Source organism: Streptococcus sp. SO2 (genome assembly GCF_030440025.1).
The window spans coordinates 35,878-60,958 of the sequence record NZ_JAQFJH010000004.1; the positions used below are offsets into that span (position 1 = coordinate 35,878).

The window sequence follows — 25,081 nt, forward strand, 5'->3', positions numbered from 1 at the left end:
GTCAATTTATACCGAGATAGTTCTCATAGAAACTTTTTTCTTGACATCTTTTCTGAAAATGATAAAATAGTTCTCATGGAAACTTAATTGTTCTCAAGAGAACTATTTTTATTTAGAAGGGAGATAGCATGGATAAACCGATGTTGGTTTTTAAACGTTTTGGTCACCAGTTACATCTGATGGTACAAAAGGAAGCCAAGCGTTGTGGTATTGAATTTATGGGTGGTCCGCAAGGGCAGGTCATTCGTTTTTTAGATCGTCGTGAGCATGAACAAGAATTAACACTCATCAAGGATATTGAACAAGAATTCAATATTACCAAGTCAGTTGCTAGTAATTTGGTCAAGCGTATGGTGCAAAACGGTTTGGTAGAGTTGGAGGTGAGTCCAAGTGATAAACGGGCGAAATTTGTTCACTTGACCGAAAAATCACGCTCTCAGATGAAACAAATCAAATCATTCTTTGATCGAATGAACCGTAGTTTGCTTGATGGCATTTCCGAAGAGAATCTCGCTATTTTTGAAGAAGTCATGGGCCAACTACAAGCAAATGTAGAAAAAATAGGAGGTAAGAATGAAGAAACTCGCTAAGCGTATCACAGGAAAAGAGTGGGGCATGATTCTAATAACTGTTCTCTTTACCTGTTGCTCGGTCTATCTAGAGTTAGAAGTACCGACTTACGTTTCAAAAATAACAGAATTACTCGGAACGTCAGGTACGGAGTTGGGAGACCTTTGGTCGCCAGCAACTAAGATGATGGGTTTGTCATTCTTAGCCTTCCTATCATCTGTAACAGTTGGATTTTTTGCCGCTCGAGTTGCAGCATCCTATACGGCTCATCTACGAAGCGATATTTTTAATCGTGTTTTGGATTACTCCCAGACAGAAATTAAACGTTTTTCAATTCCCAGTCTATTGACTCGGACGACTAATGATATCACGCAGATTCAGATGCTCTTTACCATGGGACTCCAAGTGGTCACTCGTGGTCCTATCATGGCTATTTGGGCCATTGGTAAAATACTTGGCAAGTCTGAATACTGGATTTGGGCAGTAGTGGTGGCAGTCATTGTCAATGTTCTGATGACAACTGTCTTGATGACTTTGGCCTTTCCTAAACAATCTGTCATTCAAAAATTGACAGATAAACTCAATAGCATCACTCGTGAAAGTTTGACAGGGATTCGGGTTGTTCGTGCATACAATGCTGAGGAATATCAAGATAAGAAATTCGAAGAAGCCAATGATGAAGTCACACGACTCAATCTCTTTGTCAGTCGCTTAATGGCCATTATGAACCCAATTATGCAGGCAATTTCCAGTGGTTTGATCTTGGCTATTTACTGGATTGGTGCTTATCTTATCAACGACGCTAGCTTGACAGAGCGTCTACCCTTCTTTAGCGATATGGTGGTCTTCATGTCCTATGCTATGCAAGTGGTAATGGGCTTCTTACTCATGGGTGCTCTCTTTATCGTCTTGCCTCGTACCTTGGTTTCTGCAGGTCGTATCAATCAAGTCTTGGACCTTCATTCCTCTATTGAAAATCCTAGTCACCCACAGACAGCAAACTCTTCTGTAAAAGGTCAAGTGGAATACCGCGACGTAACCTTCCGTTACTCTAAAAACTCAGAAGCAGTTGTGGAACATGTCAGCTTCAAGGCAGAAGCAGGGCAAACCATTGCCTTTATCGGCTCAACCGGTTCTGGTAAATCTACTCTTGTGAACCTCTTGCCCCGTTTTTATGATGTATCAGAGGGAGAAATTCTAGTAGACGGCGTCAATGTTCAGAATTATGACTTAGAAGATTTGCGTAATAAAGTTGGCTATATCCCACAAAAAGCTGTGCTCTTTTCTGGAGATGTTAAGGGCAATCTCGACTTTGGTAAGAGTCAAGAAACACCACTAAGTGAGACGGCCATGTGGCAAGCTTTGGAATTGGCTCAATCTAAAAACTTTATAGAGGATAAGGAAGCCGGTCTTGACTCAGAAGTAGCTCAAGGCGGGACCAACTTCTCAGGTGGACAGAGACAACGTCTGGCCATTGCACGCGCCTTGGCTCGGAAGCCAGAGATTCTCATTTTTGATGATTCATTCTCAGCCTTGGACTACAAGACAGATTGTATCTTGCGTCAAGTATTAGCTGAAAAAACACAATCCATGACCAAGTTAATCGTTGCCCAACGCATTTCAACCATTATGGATGCAGACCTGATCTTAGTCTTGGATCAAGGTAAAGTCGTGGGACAAGGCACCCACAAGGAACTTCTTGCAAGCAATGAAGTATACCAAGAAATTGCCTATTCACAACTATCGAAGGAGGAATTGGAACATGGAAAATAAGAAAATGTCCTTATGGAAACAGTGTAGACCTTTTCTAGCAGGTCTCCAACTTCCCCTACTAATCGCAGTTGTGGCGGCTATCTGTTCAAGTATTATCACGGTTTATGGACCAACTAAGATCAAAGAAATTACCAATTTGATTTCAGATGGGTTAATGACAGAGATTGATCTAGAGGCTGTCTCAAGTATTGCTAGCTTTTTGGTTATCCTCTATGTGCTTGGGATTATCCTGAACTATACGCAAGCCTACATTTTTTCAACCAGTATCCAACATTTCTCAAAACGTTTGCGGACAGCTATTGCTGAGAAAATCAATCGCTTGCCACTTGCTTATTTTGACCGTCATTCTCAAGGGGACACCCTTTCTCGTGTGACTAATGACGTTGATACAGCAGCTCAGTCTCTTAACCAAAGCCTTGGGACAGTTCTTTCAGCTAGCTTTTTACTGATTGCTGTTTTGATTACCATGTTTGGTATGAACTGGATTTTGGCACTGGTAACCGTTGTTTCAACCCTTGTTGGATTTGCGGCGGTCTCAGTGATTATGGCTAAATCTCAAGGCTACTTTAAAGCTCAACAAAATAACCTAGCAGCTGTAAATGGCTATGTGGAAGAAATGTACTCTGGCCACAATGTGGTGACCAGCTATAATGCTGTGGAACCAACAAAAGATACATTTGCAGGCTTGAATCAGAATCTACATGATAGCATCTGGAAATCTCAGTTTATCTCTGGAATTATGATGCCTGCCATGGTCTTTGTAGGCAACTTTAGTTATGTTCTAGTCATTATCGTCGGTGCTGCCTTGGCTCTTGAAGGGTATATCAGTATCGGGATTATTGTAGCCTTCATGGTTTATGTTCGAACCTTCTCGCAACCCTTATCACAGATTGCCCAAGGAATCACCAGCTTACAACAAGCTAGTGCAGCCATGACTCGTGTCTTCGAATTTCTAGGTGAAGAGGAAATGGAAGATGAATCTCATAAGGAAAGACAATTGACCAACATGAAGGGTGAAGTGGTCTTTGACAGAGTTTCATTTGGCTACACACCGGAGCGAACGATCATTCATGACTTTTCTGCGACAGCTCATGCAGGTCAAAAGGTCGCGATTGTCGGACCAACTGGTGCTGGGAAAACTACCATAGTTAACCTCTTGATGAAATTCTATGAGATTGATAAGGGAAGTATTCGCATTGATGGTGTGGATACCAAGGCTATGAAGCGCTCAGAAGTACACGATGCCTTTTCAATGGTCTTGCAGGATACCTGGCTCTTTGAAGGAACCATTCGTGACAATCTCATTTACAATCAAACAGGTATCAGTGATGAACGTGTGATTGAAGCTGCCAAAGCAGTAGGGATTCACCACTTTATCACAACCTTACCTGATGGATACGATACAGTCTTAGATGATACAGTGACCTTGTCAGTCGGACAGAAACAACTCTTGACCATTGCTCGTGCTCTGCTCAAGGATGCTCCGCTCTTGATTCTGGATGAAGCAACATCCTCAGTCGATACTCGTACGGAGGAGTTGATTCAAAAGGCTATGGACCGTTTGATGGAGGGACGCACATCCTTTGTCATCGCCCACCGTTTATCAACAATCCGTAATGCTGACTTGATTCTGGTCATGAAAGAAGGAAACATCATCGAGCAAGGCAATCATGAGGAACTCATGGCTCAAGGTGGTTTCTATGCCGACCTCTACAATAGTCAATTTATAGAAGACTAAGTAGAAGAATAGTAATTCAAAAGAAGGCTTGACGGCCTTCTTTTTCTTCTTTATACTGGTATAATAGAAAGAGGAGAGTATGAGTCAGAAATTATACAATATGAATTTTTCTGCGGTCTATCAAGCCTTGATCGCAAAAGTTGAGCGAAAGGGTGGAAGGGCAGAATCCGTTCACCAAGTGACCAGTTGGCTGACAGGTTATGAAGTGAGTGACATCCTCACTTGTCTGAATAAAGACCTTACTTATGGAGATTTTTTTCGACAGGCGCCGTCTTATGCTCCTGAACGGATAGCGATTACAGGAAAGATTTGTGGGGTTCGTATTGAGGAAATTGAGGATACTCTGATGCAGGAAATCCGTCGTCTGGACAAATTAGTAGACTGGCTTGCCAAGGGGAAAACAGCCCAGCAGGTCCTAGAAAAGTATGAGAAATAGAAATGAAAAACTATCAAGAATGGTACGAGAAGAGGAAATCAGGTCTTCTTCGACATCCACATCTTTTGCAATTGATGCGAGTCTTTAATCGCATGATGACAGTCCTGATGCCCTTAGCTTACTTGACCTTGTTGGGAACAAACTTTGTAGGTGAAGGGATCGGGAAAGACCTTTCTGTTTATATTTTAGTTCCAGCTTTTGGCTTTGTCCTATTGACGCTAGTTCGTAAGTGGATCAATCAACCGCGTCCTTATGAAACTTGGGAAATTGTCCCACTACTAGACAAGGACAGCTCTGGGAATTCAATGCCTAGTCGCCATGTTTTTTCAGCAACCATCATTTCCATGGCTTGCCTGCATGCAAATCTGCCTGTGGGGTTGATTTTGTTGGTCTTATCAGCTCTTCTCGGCTTTGTGCGGGTTTTAGGTGGTGTTCATTATCCCAAGGATGTTTTAGTTGGCTACGCCTGTGGTCTCCTCTTGGGAATTCTTTTCTTTATTTTCTAAAAAGCAAAGCAAGTGGGCTTGGCCTCGTAACCACTTACGGGTCAAAAGCGACCACTTGCTTTTTTGCCCTTGTAAAGTCTTCTGGCCTTTGGTATAGTAGATGCAGAAAGGAGATAGGATGAAGTTACGAATCGAGATTGATAGTGAATTAACTGAGACAGAGATTGTCATCAAGGCTGCAGCCCTGACAGATGAAATAGCTGACTTGCAACGACTCTTGCAAGAAACCAAGGCTCCTAGGTTGATCTTTTACAAGGGGACGGGTGAGTACTACTTAGACTTGGCAGAAATCCTCTTCTTTGAGACGGAAGGTAGCAAGATTTACGCCCATACCCAGAAAGAAGCCTACGAGGTTCGGCTCAAGCTTTATGAACTAGAGTCCATCCTGCCCCGCTATTTCAGTCGGGTATCCAAGTCGACCATTGCCAATATCCGGCAAGTTTACTCGGTTGATAAGTCCTTTTCAGGAACAGGAACTATTTCCTTTTATCAGACCCACAAGGAGGTTCACGTGTCACGGCACTATCAATCCCTCCTAAAAGAAAATCTAAGAAACATGAGGTAAGAACATGAAAAAGAAAGCATTTGGTATTGTGTTGCTAGTATTGGCAGCTTTAGTGTTATTGCAGGGGAATTTTGGAATCCCTTCTCTGGGAGGGCATATCTGGCCTTTGATTGGTATTGGATTTTTTGCCTATCAATCAATTGAAGCTTTGCTTCGTCGTCATCTGACATCAGCCACTTTTACAGCCCTAGTGGCCCTCATGATTGCTAATCATTTTTATGACATTTTACCGATTCCAAATCAATCATTGTTCTGGGCAAGTATTTTAATCGTAATGGGTGTCAGCGCACTCACTCATTCTAACAGAACTTGGAATGGAAAAAAATGGTGGTATGACGGTGAAAAGACCATTCTGACAGACAAGGAAGTCGCTTTTGGGGCGGGTACATTTTACAAGCAAGACCAAGAATTGGTAGAAGATGAGTTTGAGGTCGGATTTGGGAATGCCAAAATCTATTATGACAATGCAGAGATGTTAGGTGATTTTGCTACTCTGAATATCGAAGTCGGTTTTGGGAATGCAGTTATCTACGTGCCTCAACACTGGAGAGTAGATCTAAAGGTGGAAACTTTTTGTGGTGCGGCCAAGGCAGATGCCCCTGTAGCCCCAACCAGCAAAACTTTGATTATCCGTGGAGATGTAGCTTTTGGGAAACTAGGAGTTGTTTACGTTAAATAAAAAAATATTCCAATCCCCTTGCCAAAAAAGAGAAAGTGTGATAACATAGTACAGTATGTGGTGCTAGCACATCCGCTATATTAGATCTAATAGGAGGAAAACACAAATGGCTAAAGTATGTTACTTTACAGGTCGTAAGACTGTATCAGGAAACAACCGTTCACACGCGATGAACCAAACAAAACGTGCCGTAAAACCAAACCTTCAAAAAGTTACTGTACTTATCGATGGTAAACCTAAAAAAGTTTGGGCTTCAGCTCGTGCTTTGAAATCAGGTAAAGTAGAACGCGTTTAATAAAGAGTAAAAGGCCATCAGGTCTTTTTCTTTTGCTCTAAGCTCAAAATCACTTGTAAAAGGCGCAAATATCCGCCGATACAGTATTCTGCTTTTACACTTGGCTTGAAATATGATAAAATAGAGTATCAACTAGTTGAGGTAGAAAAAATGACTGTAAAAATTAATACAAAAGATGGTCAAATCGAACTAACAGATGAAGTGATTGCTACCGTTGTAGGCGGTGCAGCAACTGAGATTTTTGGTGTGGTCGGTATGGCAAGTAAGAAAGCCCTCAAAGATAATTTCCAAGCCCTCCTTGGGAAGGAAAATTATTCTAAAGGTGTCGTTGTAAAAGCGGCCGAAGATGGTAGCATTGCAGTTGATGTATATACCGTGTTGAGCTACGGAACAAAAATCAGTGAAGTCTCAAAAAACATCCAAGAGCGTGTACGCTTTAGTTTGGAAAACCAACTTGGCATCACTGCTCAAACTGTGAATGTCTACATTCAAAATATCAAAGTTGTAGGAGAATAATCGTGTCAAATATTACTACAAGCTTATTTCAAGAAATGGTACAGGCTGCATCTACTCGTTTGAACAAGCAAGCCGAATATGTCAACTCATTGAACGTCTTCCCAGTTCCAGATGGAGATACAGGAACAAACATGGGAATGACTATCGAAAATGGTGCCAAAGAAGTAGCAGACAAACCAGCTTCAACAGTTGGTGAGGCTGCAAGTATCTTGGCTAAAGGTCTTTTGATGGGTGCGCGTGGAAACTCAGGAGTTATCACTTCTCAACTTTTCCGAGGATTTTCGCAAGCTATCAAGGAAAAAGATGAATTAACAGGGAAAGACCTAGCTCTTGCCTTCCAATCTGGTGTTGAAGTAGCCTACAAGGCTGTTATGAAGCCAGTTGAAGGAACAATCTTGACCGTATCACGTGGTGCTGCCATCGGTGCTAAGAAGAAAGCCGAGCAGACAGACGATGCCATTGAGGTTATGCGTGCAGCCTTGGAAGGAGCTAAAACAGCCCTTGCGAAGACTCCAGATATGCTTCCAGTCTTGAAGGAAGTTGGAGTTGTAGACTCAGGTGGTCAAGGTTTGGTCTTCATCTATGAAGGCTTCCTTTCAGCTCTTACTGGTGAATATAGCGCTTCTGAAGACTTTGTAGCGACTCCAGCCAACATGAGTGAAATGATCAATGCAGAACACCACAAATCTGTAGCCGGACATGTGGCAACAGAAGACATCACCTTTGGTTACTGTACGGAGATCATGGTTGCCCTTAAACAAGGCCCAACTTATGCTAAAGAGTTTGACTACGAAGAATTCCGTAACTACTTGAACGAACTTGGGGATTCACTTCTTGTTGTCAATGACGATGAAATCGTTAAAGTTCACGTCCATACAGAAGATCCAGGTCTTGTTATGCAAGAAGGTCTCAAGTATGGTAGCTTGGTTAAGGTTAAAGTCGATAACATGCGTAACCAACACGAAGCACAAGTGGAAAAAGAAGCTAAAGTTAGCAAACCAGCTGAAGAAAAAGAATATGCTCTTATCGCAGTAGTAGCTGGACAAGGCTTGGCAGACATCTTCCGTGCTCAAGGTGTGGACTATGTCATCGAAGGTGGACAAACTATGAACCCTTCAACAGAAGACTTTATCAAGGCCGTTGAGCAAGTCAATGCTCGCAACATCATCTTCTTGCCAAACAATAAAAATATCTTCATGGCAGCTCAATCTGCAGCTGAAGTATTGGAACAACCAGCAGTAGTGGTAGAAGCTCGTACCCTTCCTCAAGGATTGACTAGTCTTCTTGCCTTCGATCCAAGCAAGTCTATCGAAGAAAATAAAGAACGCATGACTGCAGCTCTTGGTGATGTGGTCAGTGGTAGTGTAACAACAGCAGTTCGTGACACGACTATCGATGGTTTGGAAATTCATGAAAATGACAATCTGGGTATGGTTGATGGTAAGATCCTCGTATCAAACCCTGATATGCACCAAACTCTGACTGAAACTTTGAAACATATGTTGGATGAAGACAGTGAAATCGTAACCTTCTATATCGGTGAAGATGGAAGTGAAGAATTGGCTAACCAAATCGCCCAAGAAATCGCAGAAGAATTCGAAGATGTAGAAGTAGAAATCCACCAAGGTCAACAACCAGTGTATCCATATCTTTTCAGTGTGGAATAAAGATTAAATAGAAAACGAAAGAGGTCGGGAAAAGATTCCCGATCTTTTTGGTTTGCAATGAGTTTTGGACCCAGTAGGTGATTGGGGCTAGAAAATCAATCCAATCTAGTAATTTTTGTTCCATCATTTTTAATGACATTTGTCATATCTCCTCATGACAGAAGCTTCTAGTGATTCTACCTTCAAAGAATTATACTAGATGTATCAAATGGAGGAAGAAAAAAATGAAACATAAAGTAATTGTCGCAATGAGTTTAGTAGCAGCAGGAGTCATGACTTATCTCATGTTTTCTGGGATGGATGAAGGCTTCTATCATTTTCCTTGGGAATTGTTTGCAAGCTTTGGAATCATGTCTTGGTTGATTCGAGAAGGTTTGAAATTGGTCTCAGATGTGAAAAAGGAGTTTGAAAAATGAAAAAAGCGATTCTCTATCTTTTTATTGGACTGTCACTAGTGGTATGGTTGGTAGAAATGTTTACAGGTTGGTTTGATCAAGCCTTCCTTCACCAAGCCATTCGCGGTGCCTGGGGTCTAGGATTTATGATTTTTATCGCCTTTCCGATGGGAAAGGAGTGGCTGAAAGGAGAGTATCATGAACATGATTAAGGTAGAAAGACTAAATAAAACCATCAAGGGTAAAGCTATTTTGAAGGATATTTCCTTTGAGGTAGCGGAAGGTGAATGCGTCGCCTTGATTGGGCCAAATGGTGCTGGAAAGACAACACTCTTGGACTGTTTGCTTGGAGATAAACTGGTCACCAGCTGTCAAGTATCCATCCAAGGCTTGCCAGTGACGAGCTCTCAGTTAGACTATATTAGATCCTACCTCCCTCAAGAAAATGTCATCGTTCAGAAATTAAAGGTCAAAGAGTTGATTGCTTTCTTTCAAAGCATTTACCCAAATCCCTTGAGCAACCAGGAAATCGATCAACTATTGCAGTTTGACCAGCAACAAAAAGAACAATTGGCAGAAAAATTGTCAGGTGGGCAAAAGCGTCTCTTCTCTTTTGTCTTGACCTTGATTGGCCGACCAAAGCTTGTCTTTTTAGATGAACCAACTGCTGCCATGGATACTTCAACCCGTCAACGTTTTTGGGAAATTGTCCAGGATCTAAAAGCGCAGGGAGTCACCATTCTCTATTCGTCCCATTATATCGAAGAGGTAGAGCATACAGCGGACCGGATCTTGGTCTTGAATAAGGGAGAGTTGATTCGTGATACGACACCTCTAGCCATGCGCAGTGAGGAGATTGAAAAGCACTTCATCCTACCTCTGGCTTACAAGGAAGTCATTGAGCAGTCTAACCTGGTTGAAAACTGGTCACAAAAACAAGATGCCCTGCAAGTAGTCACACGCGAAGCGGATGCTTTCTGGGAACTGTTAGTGCAAGCAGGATGTAGGATTCAAGAAATTGAAGTCAATAACCGTAGCTTGCTGGATACAATCTTTGAAGAAACACAAAAGGGAGATGACTAAGATGAAACGATGGATCGCACTAAACAAGATAGAATTTCTATTGACCAAACGACAATTAGTCTATTATCTGTTATCCGTAGGGATGCCGACAGCCTTCTATTTATTCTTTTCAGGCATGTACCAGGACACACCAGGTGGACCGGCTAATTTTATGCGCGACTACCTCATCTCCATGACGGCTTTTTCCATGATGTCGACAGCTATGTTTTCATTCCCAGCTGTTTTACATACCGATAAAATCAACAACTGGCAGAAAACATTGCGCCATACCCCTGTAAATATGGTAGAATATTATCTATCAAAGATAACAAGTATGATGGTTGATTATTTGGTCTCAATCCTGGTTGTTTTCTCAGTTGGGCACTTGGTCAGAGGTGTGGATATGCCTCTAGGAAGCTGGATTGGGGCTGCGCTTTTGCTGATAGTAGGAAGTGTAGCTTTTGTAGCGCTTGGCTTGACCTTGACACTCTTGCCTTCTAGTCAGCTGATGTCTGTCGTGGGGAATCTTCTCTATCTAGGCTTGGCTGTTTTAGGCGGACTCTGGATGCCCATCTCTTTATTTCCAGATTGGATGCAAGCAATCGGAAAGTGCCTACCAACTTATCAGTTGATGGAGTTGCTCAAGACCTTCTTAAACGAGGGTGGCATCAATTTATCAGCCACAGTTTATCTACTTGTTTTTTCAACAGTTTTGTTTGGTTTGACCATTTACCTTCAAGGTCATAAGGAGAATGCTTAATGCTTGAAAGACTGAAAAGCATACACTATATGTTTTGGGCCAGTTTAATTTTTATGATTTTCCCCATCCTACCTGTAGTGACTGGGTGGCTTTCTGCCTGGCATTTATTGATTGATATTCTATTTGTAGTGGCGTATTTGGGTGTTTTAACAACTAAGAATCAGCGCCTATCTTGGCTATATTGGGGCTTCATGCTGGTCTATGTAGCTGGGAACACCGCCTTTGTTGCTGTAAATTATATCTGGTTCTTCTTTTTCCTTTCCAATCTCTTAATTTATCATTTCGGCGTAAGTGGTTTAAAGTCTTTACATGTCTGGACTTTTCTTCTTGCTCAAGTCCTTGTTGTGGGCCAACTTTTGATTTTTCAGAGAATCGAAGTTGAGTTTCTATTCTATCTACTTGTAATTCTTGCTTTTGTCGATTTAATGACTTTTGGTTTGATTCGGATTCGGATTGTGGAAGATTTGAAAGAAGCGCAGGCTAAGCAAAATGCCCAGATAAATCTATTGCTTGCTGAAAATGAACGCAGTCGTATCGGTCAGGATTTGCATGATAGCTTGGGACATACCTTTGCTATGCTCAGTGTCAAGACAGATTTGGCCTTGCAGTTGTTTCAGATGGAGGCTTATCCACAGGTGGAAAAGGAATTAAAAGAAATTCACCAGATCAGCAAGGATTCCATGAATGAAGTGCGAACCATTGTGGAAAATCTGAAATCACGGACCCTAGCTTCAGAACTTGAGACTGTCAAGAAGATGCTGGAAATTGCTGGCATTGAGGTTCAAGTTGACAATCAGTTGGACAAGGCTAGTTTGACCCAGGATGTAGAGTCGACGGCTGCTATGATTTTGTTAGAACTGGCGACCAATATCATCAAGCATGCCAGAGCTGAAAAAGCCTATCTAAAGCTGGAACGTACAGATCAGGAATTGCTCCTGACAGTTAGAGATGACGGTAAAGGATTTGCAACTGTAAAAGGAAATGAACTTCATACAGTCCGTGACCGTGCAGCAGCCTTCTCAGGGCAAGTAGAGCTGGTCAGTTTGAAAGATCCCACAGAGGTGCGCGTGCATCTGCCTTATAAGGAGAGAAAGTAGATGAAAGTATTAGTCGCAGAAGATCAAAGTATGCTGAGAGACGCCATGTGTCAGCTCTTAAGCTTTCAACCAGATGTGGAGGCTGTCTTGCAGGCAAAAAATGGAGCCGAGGCTATCGAGGTTTTGGGGAAAGAAGCAGTAGATATTGCCATCCTTGACGTCGAAATGCCAGTCAAGACAGGACTAGAAGCGCTCGAGTGGATCAAACAAGAAGTGCCTGAAACAAAGGTGGTTATCGTTACAACCTTTAAACGTCCAGGCTATTTTGAACGAGCTGTCAAAGCAGGAGTCGACGCCTATGTATTGAAAGAGCGAAGCATCGCCGAACTCATGCAAACCCTGCATACGGTGTTAGAGGGACGCAAGGAATATTCTCCAGAGCTGATGGAAGTCATGATGACCCATCCCAATCCCTTGACCGAACAAGAAGTCGCTGTTTTGCATGGAGTAGCACAGGGGCTGTCCAACCAAGAAATTGCGGATAAGCTCTACCTCTCAAACGGCACCGTCCGTAATTACATGACCAATATCCTCTCCAAATTAGGCGCCAGCAACCGAACTGAAGCAGCCAAAACTGCCGAAGAAGAAGGCTGGTTGTGAGGGGGAGAAAGAAAAAATCTCTTAGAAATGGATCTAAGAGATTTTTTTGTATTATTCAAGTCTATTTAGCTACCCAGCCAATGGCATCGTGTGGTGGGTTTTCGGTATCAATCCAGATAAATTCGATGCGGTTATATATGAAAACTAAGCTACAATGTCGAACTTCTCAGGTCGGTTCGAACTTACAGAATTTGTCATGTAGTAACCTGCTTTCTAAAAATTAGTGGTAAGTTATATTAGTACAAATTATTCAAAATAATTAATTTCTAATTCCTCTAGTAAGTTGATAGAGAGCAACTGATTCTTTATCAATATCTCTTTAATTTCATTTGTATTTTTATTATCAATAATTGATTTGTTTTCTATCGTGTAAAGAAAATTAATGATATCGTTTATATATTCAGGATAACCATTAACTAGTTCTATTAAAATATCTGTATTTCCCCATTTTCTTTTTTTCGATTCAATGGAATTACTAATCAACTTCGAGTTTATTAGTTTATATATTTCTGAATAATCTTTTAAGGAATAGAATTCTTTAAAAGATTTCATGGTTTTAGTGCTGTTTTTTAAATTAGCAATTTTCATATTGCCCTGGGAGAATATTGATAATAATTTTACTACAGATTTTAAATTACTTGAATCAACTTTTTTTAAATTCTTGCATATGTATGCTAATAGAAGTACATCAAAATTTATCTCAGGTTCTTTCCCTTTTTTATTAATGTTAGTTGATGGCTCGTATACTTCAAAAACAACATCTTCCATATCAAGCAATTCTCTGTTTATTTCAAATTTCACTTCATTCCAGTTTAAACCACCATTCCCAGCTCCTAATGGAGGAATAGCAACTGACTTAATACCTTTTTTAATGATTTCTTCTTTTAATTTTCTTAGGCCAATAATGATATATTCTATCTTAGATTTTTCACGCCATTTATTCTTGGTTGGGAAATTAATTATTAAAAAATTCTTTTCTTGATAAATATGTAATTTACCAGGATATAGTTCTCCCTTTAGACAAACTTTAACGTAATCTTGTTCCATTTCAGGAAATTTTTTCTTAAATTGATAAGCAAGACCTTTTCCCATTTTTCCTTCACAATTGACTGTATTTATGATTGCTTGACATTTAGATTCAAAAATATCTCCTTGTGTATATTTAATCACCATTTAACCAAACCCCACTTTGAATTTTATCAGCTAGCATTGGGTACCTGGTTTTTAAATATTCAACAGTATTTTCATTACAGTAAATATAAGCAAAATCTTGTGGGAGAATAGGTGTGCTACTTATGCATTCTGCCATTTTAACCTCCTTCGCATAACCTTGATTAGTGGAATCAATCTCGTTCATTCTCTGTTCCATAGTTTCCCAATCAATCCTATTCATTCCTTCGTTATAATTACAAAGTTCAAACTCACCATTCAACGGGTGCCGTGGAACTATTTGAAATCCATTTTCTTCCGCGTATGTTCTGTAAACAGTTATATATACAAAATTTTCTGCACCATATTTATATCGAACAGCATTATCAAATGCTGTATTGGGATGAAAATGAAATAATACATAGTCATCCAAGTGATTGAGTTGACGACTTTCTAGGATATCGGGATTGGCTATATCCTGATTTATCCCCCCTCTCTGAATCACTTGATTTCTAGATAGCAACCCATTTTCAATAATACTGTCTAAATTATCAATGTGAGTTAGATGATACAATAATTTTCCTTCTTTTATTTTCATAGGTTTTACCTCGAGTATTTTTCTATTGTTATTGTACCAAAAACCCCAGCAAATTGCCGAGGTTTATAGTTTATTTCACGAGTTTCTTCATCTCATCAATACGTGCTACGGTCGCGTCGTATTTGGCTTGGTAGTCGGCTTGTTTGTCGCGTTCTTTTTGGACGACTTCTGGTTTGGCATTGGCTACGAAGCGTTCGTTAGAGAGCTTCTTACCGACCATATCCAGTTCTTTTTGCCATTTAGCCAGTTCCTTATCGAGACGAGCGAGTTCTTCTTCGACATTGAGGAGGTCTGCGAGTGGCAAGTAGATTTCTGCTCCTGTGATGACGCTTGACATAGCGAGTTCAGGTGCAGGGATGTTTGATGCGATTTCCAAGTGTTCTGGATTTGTGAAGCGTTTGATGTAGTTGACATTGCTGTTAAAGAAGGTTTCCAAGTCGCTATCGCTTGTCTTAACAAGGATGGTGATTGGCTTGCTTGGAGCAACGTTTACTTCTGCACGCGCATTACGAACAGCACGGATCAAGTCTTTGAGGCTTTCCACACCAGTGTGGGCAGCAAGGTCTTCAAAGGCTGGGTTAACAGTTGGGTATTCTGCTGTAACGATAGAGCCTTCTGAGATTTGCCCAAAGATTTCCTCTGTCACGAATGGCATGATTGGGTGAAGGAGACGAAGGATCTTATCCAAAGTATAAAGGAGAACAGAACGTGTGATGACTTTCTCTTCTTCGTTATCGCTATAAAGGACTTCTTTAGTCAACTCAACGTACCAGTCCGCAAACTCGTCCCAGATGAAGTTGTAGAGGATGTGTCCAGCCACACCAAACTCAAACTTATCAAAGTTAGCAGTCGCTTTTCCTATCGTTTCATTGAGGTTGTGAAGAATCCAACGATCTGTAACATTTCCAGCTTCCTTGTTAACAACTTTTTCGACATTAGCCGTTGCTTGCTCAAGTGTCAAACCTTCATTGTTCATGAGGATGTAGCGAGAGATGTTCCAGATCTTGTTAATGAAGTTCCATGAAGCATCCATTTTCTCGTAAGAGAAGCGAACGTCTTGCCCTGGTGCAGAACCGTTTGAAAGGAACCAACGGAGGGCGTCGGCACCGTATTTCTCGATAACATCCATTGGGTCAATCCCGTTACCGAGAGACTTAGACATCTTGCGTCCTTGCTCGTCACGGATGAGACCGTGGATAAGGACGTTTTGGAATGGCTGACGGCCAGTGAATTCCAAGGATTGGAAGATCATACGAGACACCCAGAAGAAGATGATGTCGTAACCTGTTACCAAGGTTGAAGTTGGGAAGTAGCGTTTGAAGTCTTCTGAGTCGACATCAGGCCAGCCCATGGTTGAGAATGGCCAAAGGGCAGAACTGAACCAAGTATCCAAGACGTCTTCGTCTTGCGTCCATCCGTCACCTTCTGGAGCCTCTTCGCCAACGTACATTTCACCCTCAGCATTGTACCAAGCAGGGATTTGGTGGCCCCACCAGAGCTGACGTGAGATTACCCAGTCGTGGACATTTTCCATCCATTGGAGGAAGGTATCGTTGAAACGAGGTGGGTAGAATTCAACCTTGTCTTCTGTATCTTGGTTTGCAATGGCATTCTTAGCCAATTGGTCCATCTTGACGAACCATTGTGTAGACAAGCGTGGCTCAACTACAACACCTGTACGTTCTGAGTGACCAACACTGTGGACACGTTTTTCGATTTTAACGAGGGTACCGATTTCTTCCAACTTAGCAACGACTGCCTTACGAGCTTCAAAACGATCCATGCCTGCAAATTCAAAGGCCAAGTCATTCATGGTTCCGTCATCGTTCATAACATTGACTTGTGGCAAGTTGTGACGTTGACCAACCAAGAAGTCGTTTGGATCGTGAGCAGGCGTGATTTTCACGACACCAGTACCAAACTCAGGATCAGCATGCTCATCCCCAACGATTGGAATCAATTTATTAGCGATTGGAAGGATAACATTTTTACCAATCAAGTCCTTGTAGCGTGGGTCTTCTGGATTGACCGCAACCGCAACGTCCCCAAACATAGTCTCAGGACGAGTGGTCGCAACTTCAAGGGCGCGTGAACCATCTTCCAGCATATAGTTCATGTGGTAGAAGGCACCTTCGACATCCTTGTGGATCACCTCGATATCAGAAAGGGCTGTACGAGCTGCTGGGTCCCAGTTGATGATAAACTCACCACGGTAGATCCATCCTTTCTTGTATAGATCCACAAAGACCTTGCGCACGGCTTTTGACAAACCTTCGTCAAGAGTGAATCGTTCGCGAGAGTAGTCTACAGAGAGCCCCATCTTGCCCCATTGTTCCTTGATAGTCGTCGCATATTCATCTTTCCATTCCCAGACTTTTTCAAGGAATTTCTCACGACCGAGGTCATAACGACTAATGCCCTCACCACGCAAGCGTTCCTCAACCTTAGCCTGAGTCGCAATCCCCGCGTGGTCCATCCCTGGAAGCCAAAGCGTGTCGAAACCTTGCATACGTTTTTGACGGATAATGATATCTTGCAAAGTCGTGTCCCAAGCGTGACCAAGGTGGAGTTTACCAGTCACGTTTGGTGGTGGAATGACGATCGAATAAGGCTTAGCCTTTTTATCTCCTGAAGGCTTGAAAACATCTTCATCAAGCCATTTTTGGTAACGACCAGCCTCAACCTCGGCTGGATTGTATTTAGGTGAAAGTTCTTTAGACATGTGTGTTCTCCTTAATTTAAATTGTTTTTAATATAATCAATTAGATTCATATAATTTTCTTCCTCACTATTAGTATTTATAAAAATTTTGAATTCTATACTCATTATTAACACTGATATCAAAAGTGTGACAAGAGAACTATTTAAATCCATTTTTACATGAGGGATTACCCAATATAATAGCCCTTTTATACTATAATACATAGATAGAGAAAGTAGCATAATATAAATATTATTACGTATAAGCTTTTTTTTAAAGTTCCTAGTAACTTTTTCAAGATAGAATATACCAGCCACCATAATATAAGAGGATATTGCAAGAACTATACTTTGACTTAAATCGTTTATTTTAAAGAGTATTAAGAGAGAATTGGATAAAGAGCCGATAATAAGAATAAAGTATATAAAACTATTAAAAACATCGACTTTTATTTCACGTTTTGATCTTTCCCAATCATATTTTAAAAGTATTTCTAGATATTTAGTTAATAATTTTACACTTTGATTTGAATAATCAAAATTATCAACCAACTCCCAAATATGGCCATCATTCATGTAAAAGTTATATCTATCTTCTTTAGAGATATATCTCCCATACGGATTTAACTGTGTTTCAAGCCTTTTTATTGCAGAAGATCGATTATTTCCACCTAATAAATCAACTATAATTGACTTAATTTCTCTCCTCCACTCTGAACGCTCTTTAGTTATAAAATCAAGTTTATTCTTTTTGCTACTATTTATGAAGGTTAAAAATGCACTTAGGACAGCTCCTATACCAGCTCCACTGATCAGAGTAATAATCTGGCTTGTTTCCAATTTTTCACCTCGCTTTCGAAATTCTTTAATAAGTCCCAACTGTTCGAAATTATCGAACAGTTCAACTAACAGTTATTACCGTCCTCCCACTCACTCCTCAGCAAACCATATATGAGACTGTCACAGCGATTGCCTTGGGCATCTTTGCGGTCTCTTATGCGAGCTTCAAGGGTGAAGCCAAGTTTCTCAGCGACTCGTTGACTTTTAAGGTTGTAACCAAAGCAAGATAGTTCAATCTTGTGTAGGTTTAGTTCTTTAAAAGATAAATCAATCAAGGCACGCGCCGCTTCGGGCACATAGCCGCGACCCCAATAATCCGGGTGTAAGGTATAGCCAATCTCCAGCACATCGTCTTCGTAGCGACGGGGGAAATCGACAGAACCAATGATTGTATCGGTTCCTTTAACGATAATTCCGTAACCCGCTGGGAGATTGTCCTTTTGATTACGCTCAGGAAGAATATGCTCCAGATAATAAATCTCATCTTCCAAGGTCTTGACCGGTGGAAAGCCTGCTGGGTAAGAGACTTCTGGACAACTGGCATAGTCAAAGATATCCTCAGCATCCGCTACTGTTCGGACTCGCAAGACCAGTCGCTCCGTTTCGATTTTTTCTGGCAATTCAGTTCTTGTCATCCTTCTTCCTCGCTTTCTTAATGAAGCTCCCCATGGGATTGACTCGGTTATCCAGATAACGGTAAACGCGTTGATGACCGTCCCCCATAAAGTAAGTTGGAGCAAAGCGGTCATTTTTAAAATGCTCTTTATCGTCCAAGAGCTCTGGATCAGCCAGTCGCTCGAGAATCTTGGCAAAGATATGGCAGATGCCATCTTCCTCGATAATCCGATCTACCTGACAGTCCAATACGACTGGACATGCCTCTAAAATCGGGGCCTGAGTCCGTACAGAAATTTCGTAGTCAAGCCCTAGGTGTTTTAACTTTTCCTGATGGCTGATAAAACCAGCCTGCTCCATTTCGAGCATGAAGTTTTCATCAGGGATGTTTACGGTAAACTGTTGATAATGCTTAATCTGGTCAGCCGCATTTTCCTCAGCGCCAACACCGATGACCAGCCAATCTCCCAGGCTATAAGAGGAACTGCAGGTCGTGATATTGTGCCCAAAGTTCTTGTCCTGATATCCCAAGATGAAGATAGGAAAACCATAGTAGAGCTTGCTGGTGTTAAAAGATTGTTTCATGACAACCTCCTTTGGCTAGGGGTCTAAAATAAAAATCGCCCCTGCCATCAATCTGACAGGGACGAATGTGTTAATCCGCGGTACCACCCAATTTCGGGCAGATGCCCGCAACTTTAATCTTCTTATTTCTCTTTTATGACGTCGTTAGCTCGTCTTGCCGTACTTGAGTACAGCCTGCAACTCGCTGTCTAGTCCTAAAAGGAAACAAAAAGATTTATATTTCAATTTTTAATTTCATCCATTAGCAACCAGTTTTGACACATTTGTGGACTTCTCAGCACCGCCACTTTCTGTAAAATGTGGGACTCAAAACACCTCTAATGGCTTTATTTTAACAAGTTTTTGACGGAAAAGCAAGGAACAAGAAAGATTACTTGAACTTGATGCCGTTTTCTTTTAATTTCTTGATAGTAGCTGGACCGATTCCTTTCAAGGCAAGGAGTTCTTTTTCTGTCCAGTTTTTGAAGTCAGCAGCAGATTTGATACCTTCATCGTAGAAAGTCTTAGCGCGGTCAACTGAAAGTCCCCCTAGGTTAGCTGCGAAATCTTCTACAGAAGTAGCAACTTTTTGAGCTTGCTCTTTGGTTGCTTCTACAGTTTTTTCAACCTTTTTAGAGACAGCTTTACCTGCATCGCTTGCTGCTTTTTCAGCGTGTTTTACAACTTTTTTTGTTTCTTCGACAACCTTGTTTACAGTGTTTGAAAATGCACCTGAGCGACGAAGGCTATTTCTCAATTGTTTTTTACGTTGGAGTGTCTTTGACATGATAAAATCCTTTCAATAAAAAATCCCTGTGGCTGAACAAGGATCGAATCTCTATGGTTTTATTGTATCAACTTTCTTTAGGAATTGCAAGGCTTGATATACTGGAAATATAGGAGATATATGGGAAATTTCGCTGTAGAATGATAGGCAATAATAGAAGAAAAGTGAAAAATATGGTATAATGAAACGATAGATTTTTGAATAGGAATACAATCATGTTTGGATTTTTAAAAAAAGATAAAGCAACAGAAACCCCCACAATGGTGCCAGACCACATCGGTGTGATCATGGATGGGAATGGCCGTTGGGCTAAAAAACGGATGCAGCCACGAGTCTTTGGTCATAAGGCTGGGATGGATGCTTTGAGAAAGGTAGCTATTGCTGCTAGTGATATGGGCGTCAAAGCCTTGACAGTCTATGCCTTTTCAACTGAAAACTGGACCCGTCCAGATCAGGAAGTCAAATTTATCATGAACTTGCCTGTTGAATTTTATGATAAGTTTGTTCCTGAATTGCATCAGAAGAACATGAAGATTCAAATGATTGGGGAGACTGATCGTTTGCCGAAGCAGACTTTTGGTGCCTTGAAAAAGGCAGAGGAGCTGACTAAGTTAAATACAGGCTTGATTCTCAATTTTGCCCTTAATTATGGTGGACGAGCTGAGATTACACAAGCGGTCAAGTTGATTGCACAGGATGTTTTAGATGCTAAGATCAATCCTGGTGATATCACAGAGGAGTTGATTGGGGAATACCTTTTTACAGGTCATTTGCCAAAAGTTTTGCGTGATCCTGATTTGATTATTCGGACTAGCGGTGAACTTCGTTTGAGTAATTTCTTGCCTTGGCAGGCTGCTTATAGCGAGCTCTATTTCACGGATGTCTTGTGGCCTGACTTTGATGAGGAAGCCTTGAAAGAAGCTATCATCGAGTACAATCGTCGCAACCGTCGTTTTGGAGGAGTGTAGGAGATATTATGATACAGGATTTACAAAAAAGAACCCTTTTTGCTGTCTTGGCCTTGGCTATCTTTATCCCAATCTTGGCGATTGGTGGCTTATGGCTCCAGATTGCCATGGGGATTGTGGCTATGTTGGGAGTACATGAGTTGCTTCGTATGAAGGGGTTAAATACCATGACGCCTGAAGGGCTCTTGACTTTACTAGCAACCTTTTTTCTGACTATTCCTTTGGAAAATTACCTGAAGTTTTTGCCCGTGGATGGGAACGTTGTTGCTTATAGTGTCGTGATTCTCATTTTGCTAGGAGCGACAGTTTTTAGCAAGAACTATACTATTGAAGATGCTGTTTTTCCGATTGCCATGAGTTTTTATGTTGGCTTTGGTTTTAATGCTTTGGTCGATGCTCGTATTGCAGGTTTGGATAAGGCGCTTTTGGGACTTTGTATGGTCTGGGCAACCGATAGTGGAGCCTATCTAGTAGGAATGAAGTTTGGTAAGAGAAAGCTAGCTCCGAGAGTTTCCCCTAACAAGACCATAGAGGGGGCTATGGGAGGTATCTTGGCTGCTATGCTCGTAACCTTAATCTTTATGCTAGTTGATAGTACCGTTGCTTTACCTTATGGGATTTACAAAATGATGGTCTTTGCTATTTTCTTTAGTATAGCTGGTCAGTTGGGGGATTTGATCGAAAGTGCTATGAAACGTCACTTTGGTGTCAAAGACTCAGGTAAGTTTATCCCAGGCCATGGTGGGGTACTGGACCGTTTTGATTGTATGCTGGCTGTGTTCCCGATTATGCACCTCTTTGGCTTATTTTAAGGAAAGGTAAATAGAAATTAAATGATAGGATTACTAACATTTATCCTAGTTTTCGGGATTATCGTGGTAGTTCACGAGTTCGGGCATTTTTACTTTGCTAAGAAGTCCGGGATTTTAGTTCGTGAATTTGCCATCGGGATGGGTCCCAAAATCTTTGCCCATATCGGAAAAGATGGGACTGCTTATACTATTCGTCTCCTGCCACTGGGTGGTTACGTTCGTATGGCAGGTTGGGGTGAAGATACGACAGAGATTAAGACTGGAACCCCTGCAAGTCTAACATTGGCAGCGGATGGTAAGGTCAAGCGTATCAATCTCTCTGGGAAAAAGGTTGACCAGACTGCTTTACCCATGCAGGTTACCCAGTTTGATTTTGAGGATAAACTCTTTATTAGAGGCTTGGTCTTAGAAGAAGAGAAGACTTTTTCAGTTGACCATGATGCGACCATTGTGGAAGCTGATGGAACGGAAGTCCGTATCGCTCCCCTAGACGTCCAATATCAAAATGCGACTGTCTGGGGCAAATTGATCACCAACTTTGCTGGTCCTATGAATAACTTTATCTTAGGAGTTATCGTCTTTTGGATTTTGATTTTCATGCAAGGTGGTGTTCGTGATACGCAAACGAACAATTTCAGCATTATTCCAGATAGCGCTTTGGCTAAGGTTGGAGTTGAAAATACGGCCCAAATCACTAAGGTCGGAAGTTATGAGATTTCAAACTGGTCAGATCTGATCCAGGCGGTCGATGCAGAAACCAAGGACAAAAAAGCTCCTGTTTTGGATGTGACGGTTTCTGAAAATGGCACTGAAAAACAAGTGAGTGTGGCCCCTGAGGAAAGCCAAGGGAGTTATATCTTGGGTGTCCAGCCGAGACTCAAATCAGATATCTGGTCTATGTTTATGGGTGGATTTACAACTGCAGCTGATTCAGCCTTGCGAATTCTCAATGCTTTGAAAAGCTTGATCTTCCAACCAGATTTGAATAAACTAGGCGGTCCCGTTGCTATCTTTAAGGCAAGTAGCGATGCTGCCAAGAACGGACTGGAAAATGTCTTGTACTTCTTGGCTATAATTTCCATCAATATCGGGATTTTCAATCTGATTCCGATTCCAGCACTCGACGGTGGAAAAATCGTGCTTAATATTATTGAGGCTATTCGCCGCAAACCACTAAAACAAGAAATTGAAACCTATGTCACTCTGGTCGGAGTTGTCATTATGGTCGTTTTGATGCTCGCCGTGACATGGAACGACATCATGCGTACCTTCTTTTAAGAAATAGAGGAGTCATTATGAAACAAAGTAAAATGCTTATCCCAACGCTTCGCGAAATGCCAAGCGATGCTCAAGTTATCAGCCATGCCCTTATGTTGCGTGCTGGTTATGTTCGTCAAGTATCAGCAGGTGTTTACTCTTACCTACCACTTGCTAACCGCGTTATCGAAAAAGCTAAGAAAATCATGCGTCAAGAATTTGACAAGATTGGTGCGGTTGAGATGTTGGCTCCAGCCCTTCTTAGTGCTGACCTTTGGCGTGAATCTGGTCGTTATGAAACTTACGGTGAGGACTTGTACAAATTGAAAAACCGTGAGAAGTCAGACTTTATCTTGGGGCCTACTCACGAAGAAACCTTCACAGCTATTGTCCGTGATTCTGTCAAGTCTTACAAGCAATTGCCACTGAACTTGTACCAAATCCAGCCTAAGTACCGTGATGAAAAACGTCCACGTAATGGACTTCTTCGTACGCGTGAATTCATCATGAAAGATGGTTATAGCTTCCACGCTAACTACGATAGCTTGGATGTAACTTATGATGAGTACAAGGCAGCCTATGAGCGTATCTTCACTCGTAGTGGTTTGGACTTCAAAGCAATCATCGGTGACGGTGGAGCTATGGGTGGTAAGGATAGCCAAGAATTTATGGCCATCACACCTGCTCGTACAGACCTTGACCGTTGGGTGGTATTAGACAAGTCTGTTGCATCATTTGATGAAATCCCTGATCAAGTGCAAGAAGAAATCAAGGCAGAATTGCTCAAATGGATGGTTTCTGGTGAAGATACCATTGCCTACTCAAGTGAATCAAGCTATGCAGCCAACTTGGAAATGGCAACCAACGAGTACAAACCAAGCAATCGTGTTGTGACTGAAGATGAAGTGGCTCGCGTGGAAACACCAGGTGTCAAATCAATTGATGAAGTGGCTGCCTTCTTGAATGTCTCTGAAGAGCAAACAATCAAGACCTTGGTTTATATCGCAGATGAAGAGCCAGTTGTGGCTCTACTTGTCGGCAATGACCAACTCAATGAAGTTAAGTTTAAAAACTACCTTGGAGCAGATTTCTTAGAACCTGCAACTGAGGCAGAAGTGAAAGAATTGTTGGGAGCGGACTTTGGTTCACTTGGCCCAGTAAATCTTCCAGAAAATGTCAAGATTATCGCAGACCGCAAGGTACAAGATAGCCGCAATGCTGTAGTGGGGGCTAACGAAGATGGCTACCACTTGACTGGTGTAAACCCAGGTCGTGATTTCACTGCTGAGTATGTCGATATCCGTGAAGTTCGTGAGGGCGAAATCTCTCCAGATGGACAAGGTGTGCTCAACTTTGCGCGTGGTATCGAAATTGGTCACATCTTCAAACTTGGAACTCGTTACTCAGCAAGTATGGGGGCAGATGTCCTGGATGAAAATGGCCGTGCTGTGCCAATCATCATGGGCTGCTACGGTATCGGTGTCAGCCGTCTCCTCTCAGCAGTTATGGAGCAACACGCTCGCCTCTTTGTTAACAAAACGCCTAAAGGTGAATACCGTTACGCTTGGGGAATCAATTTCCCTAAAGAATTGGCTCCATTTGATGTGCACTTGATTCCGGTCAATGTTAAGGACGAAGCAAGTCTTGAATTGACTAATCGAATCGAAGAAGCCTTAGTCAATAAAGGCTACGAAGTATTGACAGATGACCGTAACGAACGTGTCGGTGTTAAATTCAGTGATAGCGACCTGATTGGTCTTCCAATCCGTATCACTGTTGGGAAGAAAGCAGCTGACGGTATCGTAGAAGTGAAGATCAAGGCGACAGGAGATACAATCGAAGTTCATGCAGATAACTTGCTTGAAACCCTTGAAATCCTAACAAATAAATAAAATCTATAATCAGAAGAAAAACAAGACAAAAATGTAACTAGTTTTTGCCTTGTTTTTTCTTTATAATGAGAGAAAGTAAGACTCAATGAAAATCAAAGAGCAAACTAGGAAACTAGCCGCAGGTTGCTCAAAACACCGTTTTGAGGTTGTGGATAGAACTGACGAAGTCAGTAACACTTATACGGCAAGGCGACGTTGACGCGGTTTGAATTTGATTTTCGAAGAGTATAAACATTAAAA

27 protein-coding genes are annotated in these 25,081 nt (G+C 41.6%); 20 read left to right on the top strand and 7 right to left on the bottom strand.

Annotated features, from left to right (window positions below; translation table 11 throughout):
• Positions 1 to 128 precede the first annotated feature (128 nt).
• From PCY17_RS05720 to PCY17_RS05795, 16 genes are all read left to right on the top strand, one after another.
• Positions 129 to 590: a MarR family winged helix-turn-helix transcriptional regulator gene (locus PCY17_RS05720; protein ID WP_075227039.1), complete on the top strand. Its 462-nt coding sequence runs from the start codon at positions 129 to 131 to the stop codon at positions 588 to 590.
• Positions 574 to 2,343 carry an ABC transporter ATP-binding protein gene (locus tag PCY17_RS05725; RefSeq protein WP_301392124.1) on the top strand — a complete coding sequence of 590 codons (1,770 nt, stop codon included), beginning with the start codon at positions 574 to 576 and terminating at the stop codon, positions 2,341 to 2,343. The genes PCY17_RS05720 and PCY17_RS05725 overlap by 17 nt, the downstream gene beginning before the upstream one ends.
• On the top strand, positions 2,333 to 4,081 hold the full coding sequence (locus tag PCY17_RS05730) for an ABC transporter ATP-binding protein (RefSeq protein WP_301392125.1): 1,749 nt from the start codon (positions 2,333 to 2,335) through the stop codon (positions 4,079 to 4,081). The genes PCY17_RS05725 and PCY17_RS05730 overlap by 11 nt, the downstream gene beginning before the upstream one ends.
• Before the next feature lie 79 nt (positions 4,082 to 4,160).
• Positions 4,161 to 4,517 carry a DUF2200 domain-containing protein gene (locus PCY17_RS05735; RefSeq protein WP_301392126.1) on the top strand — a complete coding sequence of 119 codons (357 nt, stop codon included), beginning with the start codon at positions 4,161 to 4,163 and terminating at the stop codon, positions 4,515 to 4,517.
• Between the two features lie 2 nt (positions 4,518 to 4,519).
• Positions 4,520 to 5,023: a phosphatase PAP2 family protein gene (locus PCY17_RS05740; protein WP_301392127.1), complete on the top strand. Its 504-nt coding sequence runs from the start codon at positions 4,520 to 4,522 to the stop codon at positions 5,021 to 5,023.
• 118 nt (positions 5,024 to 5,141) lie between these two features.
• Positions 5,142 to 5,588 (top strand): LytTR family DNA-binding domain-containing protein, encoded by a 447-nt coding sequence (locus tag PCY17_RS05745; protein ID WP_004250544.1) that lies wholly within the window; start codon positions 5,142 to 5,144, stop codon positions 5,586 to 5,588.
• Positions 5,589 to 5,592: 4 nt separating this feature from the next.
• Entirely contained in the window at positions 5,593 to 6,267 is a 675-nt protein-coding gene (locus PCY17_RS05750; RefSeq protein ID WP_060955137.1) for a hypothetical protein, read from the top strand.
• Between the two features lie 106 nt (positions 6,268 to 6,373).
• Positions 6,374 to 6,562 carry a 50S ribosomal protein L28 gene (gene rpmB / locus PCY17_RS05755; protein ID WP_001140948.1) on the top strand — a complete coding sequence of 63 codons (189 nt, stop codon included), beginning with the start codon at positions 6,374 to 6,376 and terminating at the stop codon, positions 6,560 to 6,562.
• Positions 6,563 to 6,712: 150 nt separating this feature from the next.
• The gene (locus PCY17_RS05760; protein WP_000216431.1) at positions 6,713 to 7,078 is read left to right on the top strand and encodes an Asp23/Gls24 family envelope stress response protein; all 366 of its coding nucleotides are present in this window, start codon (positions 6,713 to 6,715) and stop codon (positions 7,076 to 7,078) included.
• A 2-nt stretch (positions 7,079 to 7,080) separates the two neighbouring features.
• Complete coding sequence (locus PCY17_RS05765; RefSeq protein ID WP_061863658.1) at positions 7,081 to 8,745, top strand: DAK2 domain-containing protein; 1,665 nt, start codon at positions 7,081 to 7,083, stop codon at positions 8,743 to 8,745.
• Between the two features lie 224 nt (positions 8,746 to 8,969).
• The gene (locus tag PCY17_RS05770; protein WP_301392128.1) at positions 8,970 to 9,161 is read left to right on the top strand and encodes a hypothetical protein; all 192 of its coding nucleotides are present in this window, start codon (positions 8,970 to 8,972) and stop codon (positions 9,159 to 9,161) included.
• Positions 9,158 to 9,352 carry a hypothetical protein gene (locus PCY17_RS05775; RefSeq protein ID WP_006154913.1) on the top strand — a complete coding sequence of 65 codons (195 nt, stop codon included), beginning with the start codon at positions 9,158 to 9,160 and terminating at the stop codon, positions 9,350 to 9,352. Before PCY17_RS05770 ends, PCY17_RS05775 begins: the two co-directional genes overlap by 4 nt.
• Positions 9,339 to 10,223 carry an ABC transporter ATP-binding protein gene (locus tag PCY17_RS05780; RefSeq protein ID WP_301392129.1) on the top strand — a complete coding sequence of 295 codons (885 nt, stop codon included), beginning with the start codon at positions 9,339 to 9,341 and terminating at the stop codon, positions 10,221 to 10,223. The genes PCY17_RS05775 and PCY17_RS05780 overlap by 14 nt, the downstream gene beginning before the upstream one ends.
• A 1-nt stretch (position 10,224) precedes the next feature.
• Positions 10,225 to 10,962, top strand: coding sequence for an ABC transporter permease (locus PCY17_RS05785; protein ID WP_301392130.1), 738 nt, complete (start codon positions 10,225 to 10,227; stop codon positions 10,960 to 10,962).
• Complete coding sequence (locus PCY17_RS05790; RefSeq protein ID WP_301392131.1) at positions 10,962 to 12,059, top strand: sensor histidine kinase; 1,098 nt, start codon at positions 10,962 to 10,964, stop codon at positions 12,057 to 12,059. The genes PCY17_RS05785 and PCY17_RS05790 overlap by 1 nt, the downstream gene beginning before the upstream one ends.
• Entirely contained in the window at positions 12,060 to 12,659 is a 600-nt protein-coding gene (locus PCY17_RS05795; protein WP_301392132.1) for a response regulator transcription factor, read from the top strand.
• A gap of 246 nt (positions 12,660 to 12,905) precedes the next feature.
• Here the strand turns inward: PCY17_RS05795 and PCY17_RS05800 are convergent, their stop codons facing one another.
• The 7 genes from PCY17_RS05800 to PCY17_RS05830 form a co-directional block, all read right to left on the bottom strand.
• Positions 12,906 to 13,832, bottom strand: coding sequence for a macro domain-containing protein (locus PCY17_RS05800; RefSeq protein WP_301392133.1), 927 nt, complete (start codon positions 13,830 to 13,832; stop codon positions 12,906 to 12,908).
• Positions 13,822 to 14,406, bottom strand: a complete 585-nt coding sequence (locus tag PCY17_RS05805; RefSeq protein ID WP_301392134.1) for a DarT ssDNA thymidine ADP-ribosyltransferase family protein — start codon at positions 14,404 to 14,406, stop codon at positions 13,822 to 13,824. The genes PCY17_RS05800 and PCY17_RS05805 overlap by 11 nt, the downstream gene beginning before the upstream one ends.
• 70 nt (positions 14,407 to 14,476) lie before the next feature.
• Positions 14,477 to 17,128: a valine--tRNA ligase gene (locus tag PCY17_RS05810; protein WP_301392135.1), complete on the bottom strand. Its 2,652-nt coding sequence runs from the start codon at positions 17,126 to 17,128 to the stop codon at positions 14,477 to 14,479.
• 11 nt (positions 17,129 to 17,139) lie between these two features.
• The gene (locus PCY17_RS05815) at positions 17,140 to 17,946 is read right to left on the bottom strand and encodes a hypothetical protein (protein WP_301392136.1); all 807 of its coding nucleotides are present in this window, start codon (positions 17,944 to 17,946) and stop codon (positions 17,140 to 17,142) included.
• A 65-nt stretch (positions 17,947 to 18,011) separates the two neighbouring features.
• Positions 18,012 to 18,581, bottom strand: a complete 570-nt coding sequence (locus PCY17_RS05820; RefSeq protein ID WP_301392137.1) for a GNAT family N-acetyltransferase — start codon at positions 18,579 to 18,581, stop codon at positions 18,012 to 18,014.
• Positions 18,568 to 19,146, bottom strand: coding sequence for a flavin reductase family protein (locus PCY17_RS05825; RefSeq protein WP_301392138.1), 579 nt, complete (start codon positions 19,144 to 19,146; stop codon positions 18,568 to 18,570). Before PCY17_RS05825 ends, PCY17_RS05820 begins: the two co-directional genes overlap by 14 nt.
• A gap of 370 nt (positions 19,147 to 19,516) precedes the next feature.
• Positions 19,517 to 19,912 carry a helix-hairpin-helix domain-containing protein gene (locus tag PCY17_RS05830; protein WP_049509840.1) on the bottom strand — a complete coding sequence of 132 codons (396 nt, stop codon included), beginning with the start codon at positions 19,910 to 19,912 and terminating at the stop codon, positions 19,517 to 19,519.
• Between the two features lie 215 nt (positions 19,913 to 20,127).
• Here PCY17_RS05830 and PCY17_RS05835 point away from each other — a divergent pair, with 215 nt between their 5' ends.
• From PCY17_RS05835 to PCY17_RS05850, 4 genes are read left to right on the top strand one after another with little or no spacing between them, the layout of a single operon-like run.
• Positions 20,128 to 20,880, top strand: a complete 753-nt coding sequence (locus PCY17_RS05835; protein WP_301392139.1) for an isoprenyl transferase — start codon at positions 20,128 to 20,130, stop codon at positions 20,878 to 20,880.
• 8 nt (positions 20,881 to 20,888) lie between these two features.
• Positions 20,889 to 21,692 (top strand): phosphatidate cytidylyltransferase, encoded by an 804-nt coding sequence (locus tag PCY17_RS05840; RefSeq protein ID WP_223140452.1) that lies wholly within the window; start codon positions 20,889 to 20,891, stop codon positions 21,690 to 21,692.
• Between the two features lie 21 nt (positions 21,693 to 21,713).
• Positions 21,714 to 22,970 carry an RIP metalloprotease RseP gene (gene rseP / locus PCY17_RS05845; protein WP_301392140.1) on the top strand — a complete coding sequence of 419 codons (1,257 nt, stop codon included), beginning with the start codon at positions 21,714 to 21,716 and terminating at the stop codon, positions 22,968 to 22,970.
• A gap of 17 nt (positions 22,971 to 22,987) precedes the next feature.
• The gene (locus PCY17_RS05850) at positions 22,988 to 24,841 is read left to right on the top strand and encodes a proline--tRNA ligase (RefSeq protein ID WP_301392141.1); all 1,854 of its coding nucleotides are present in this window, start codon (positions 22,988 to 22,990) and stop codon (positions 24,839 to 24,841) included.
• The last annotated feature ends 240 nt before the right edge of the window (positions 24,842 to 25,081 follow it).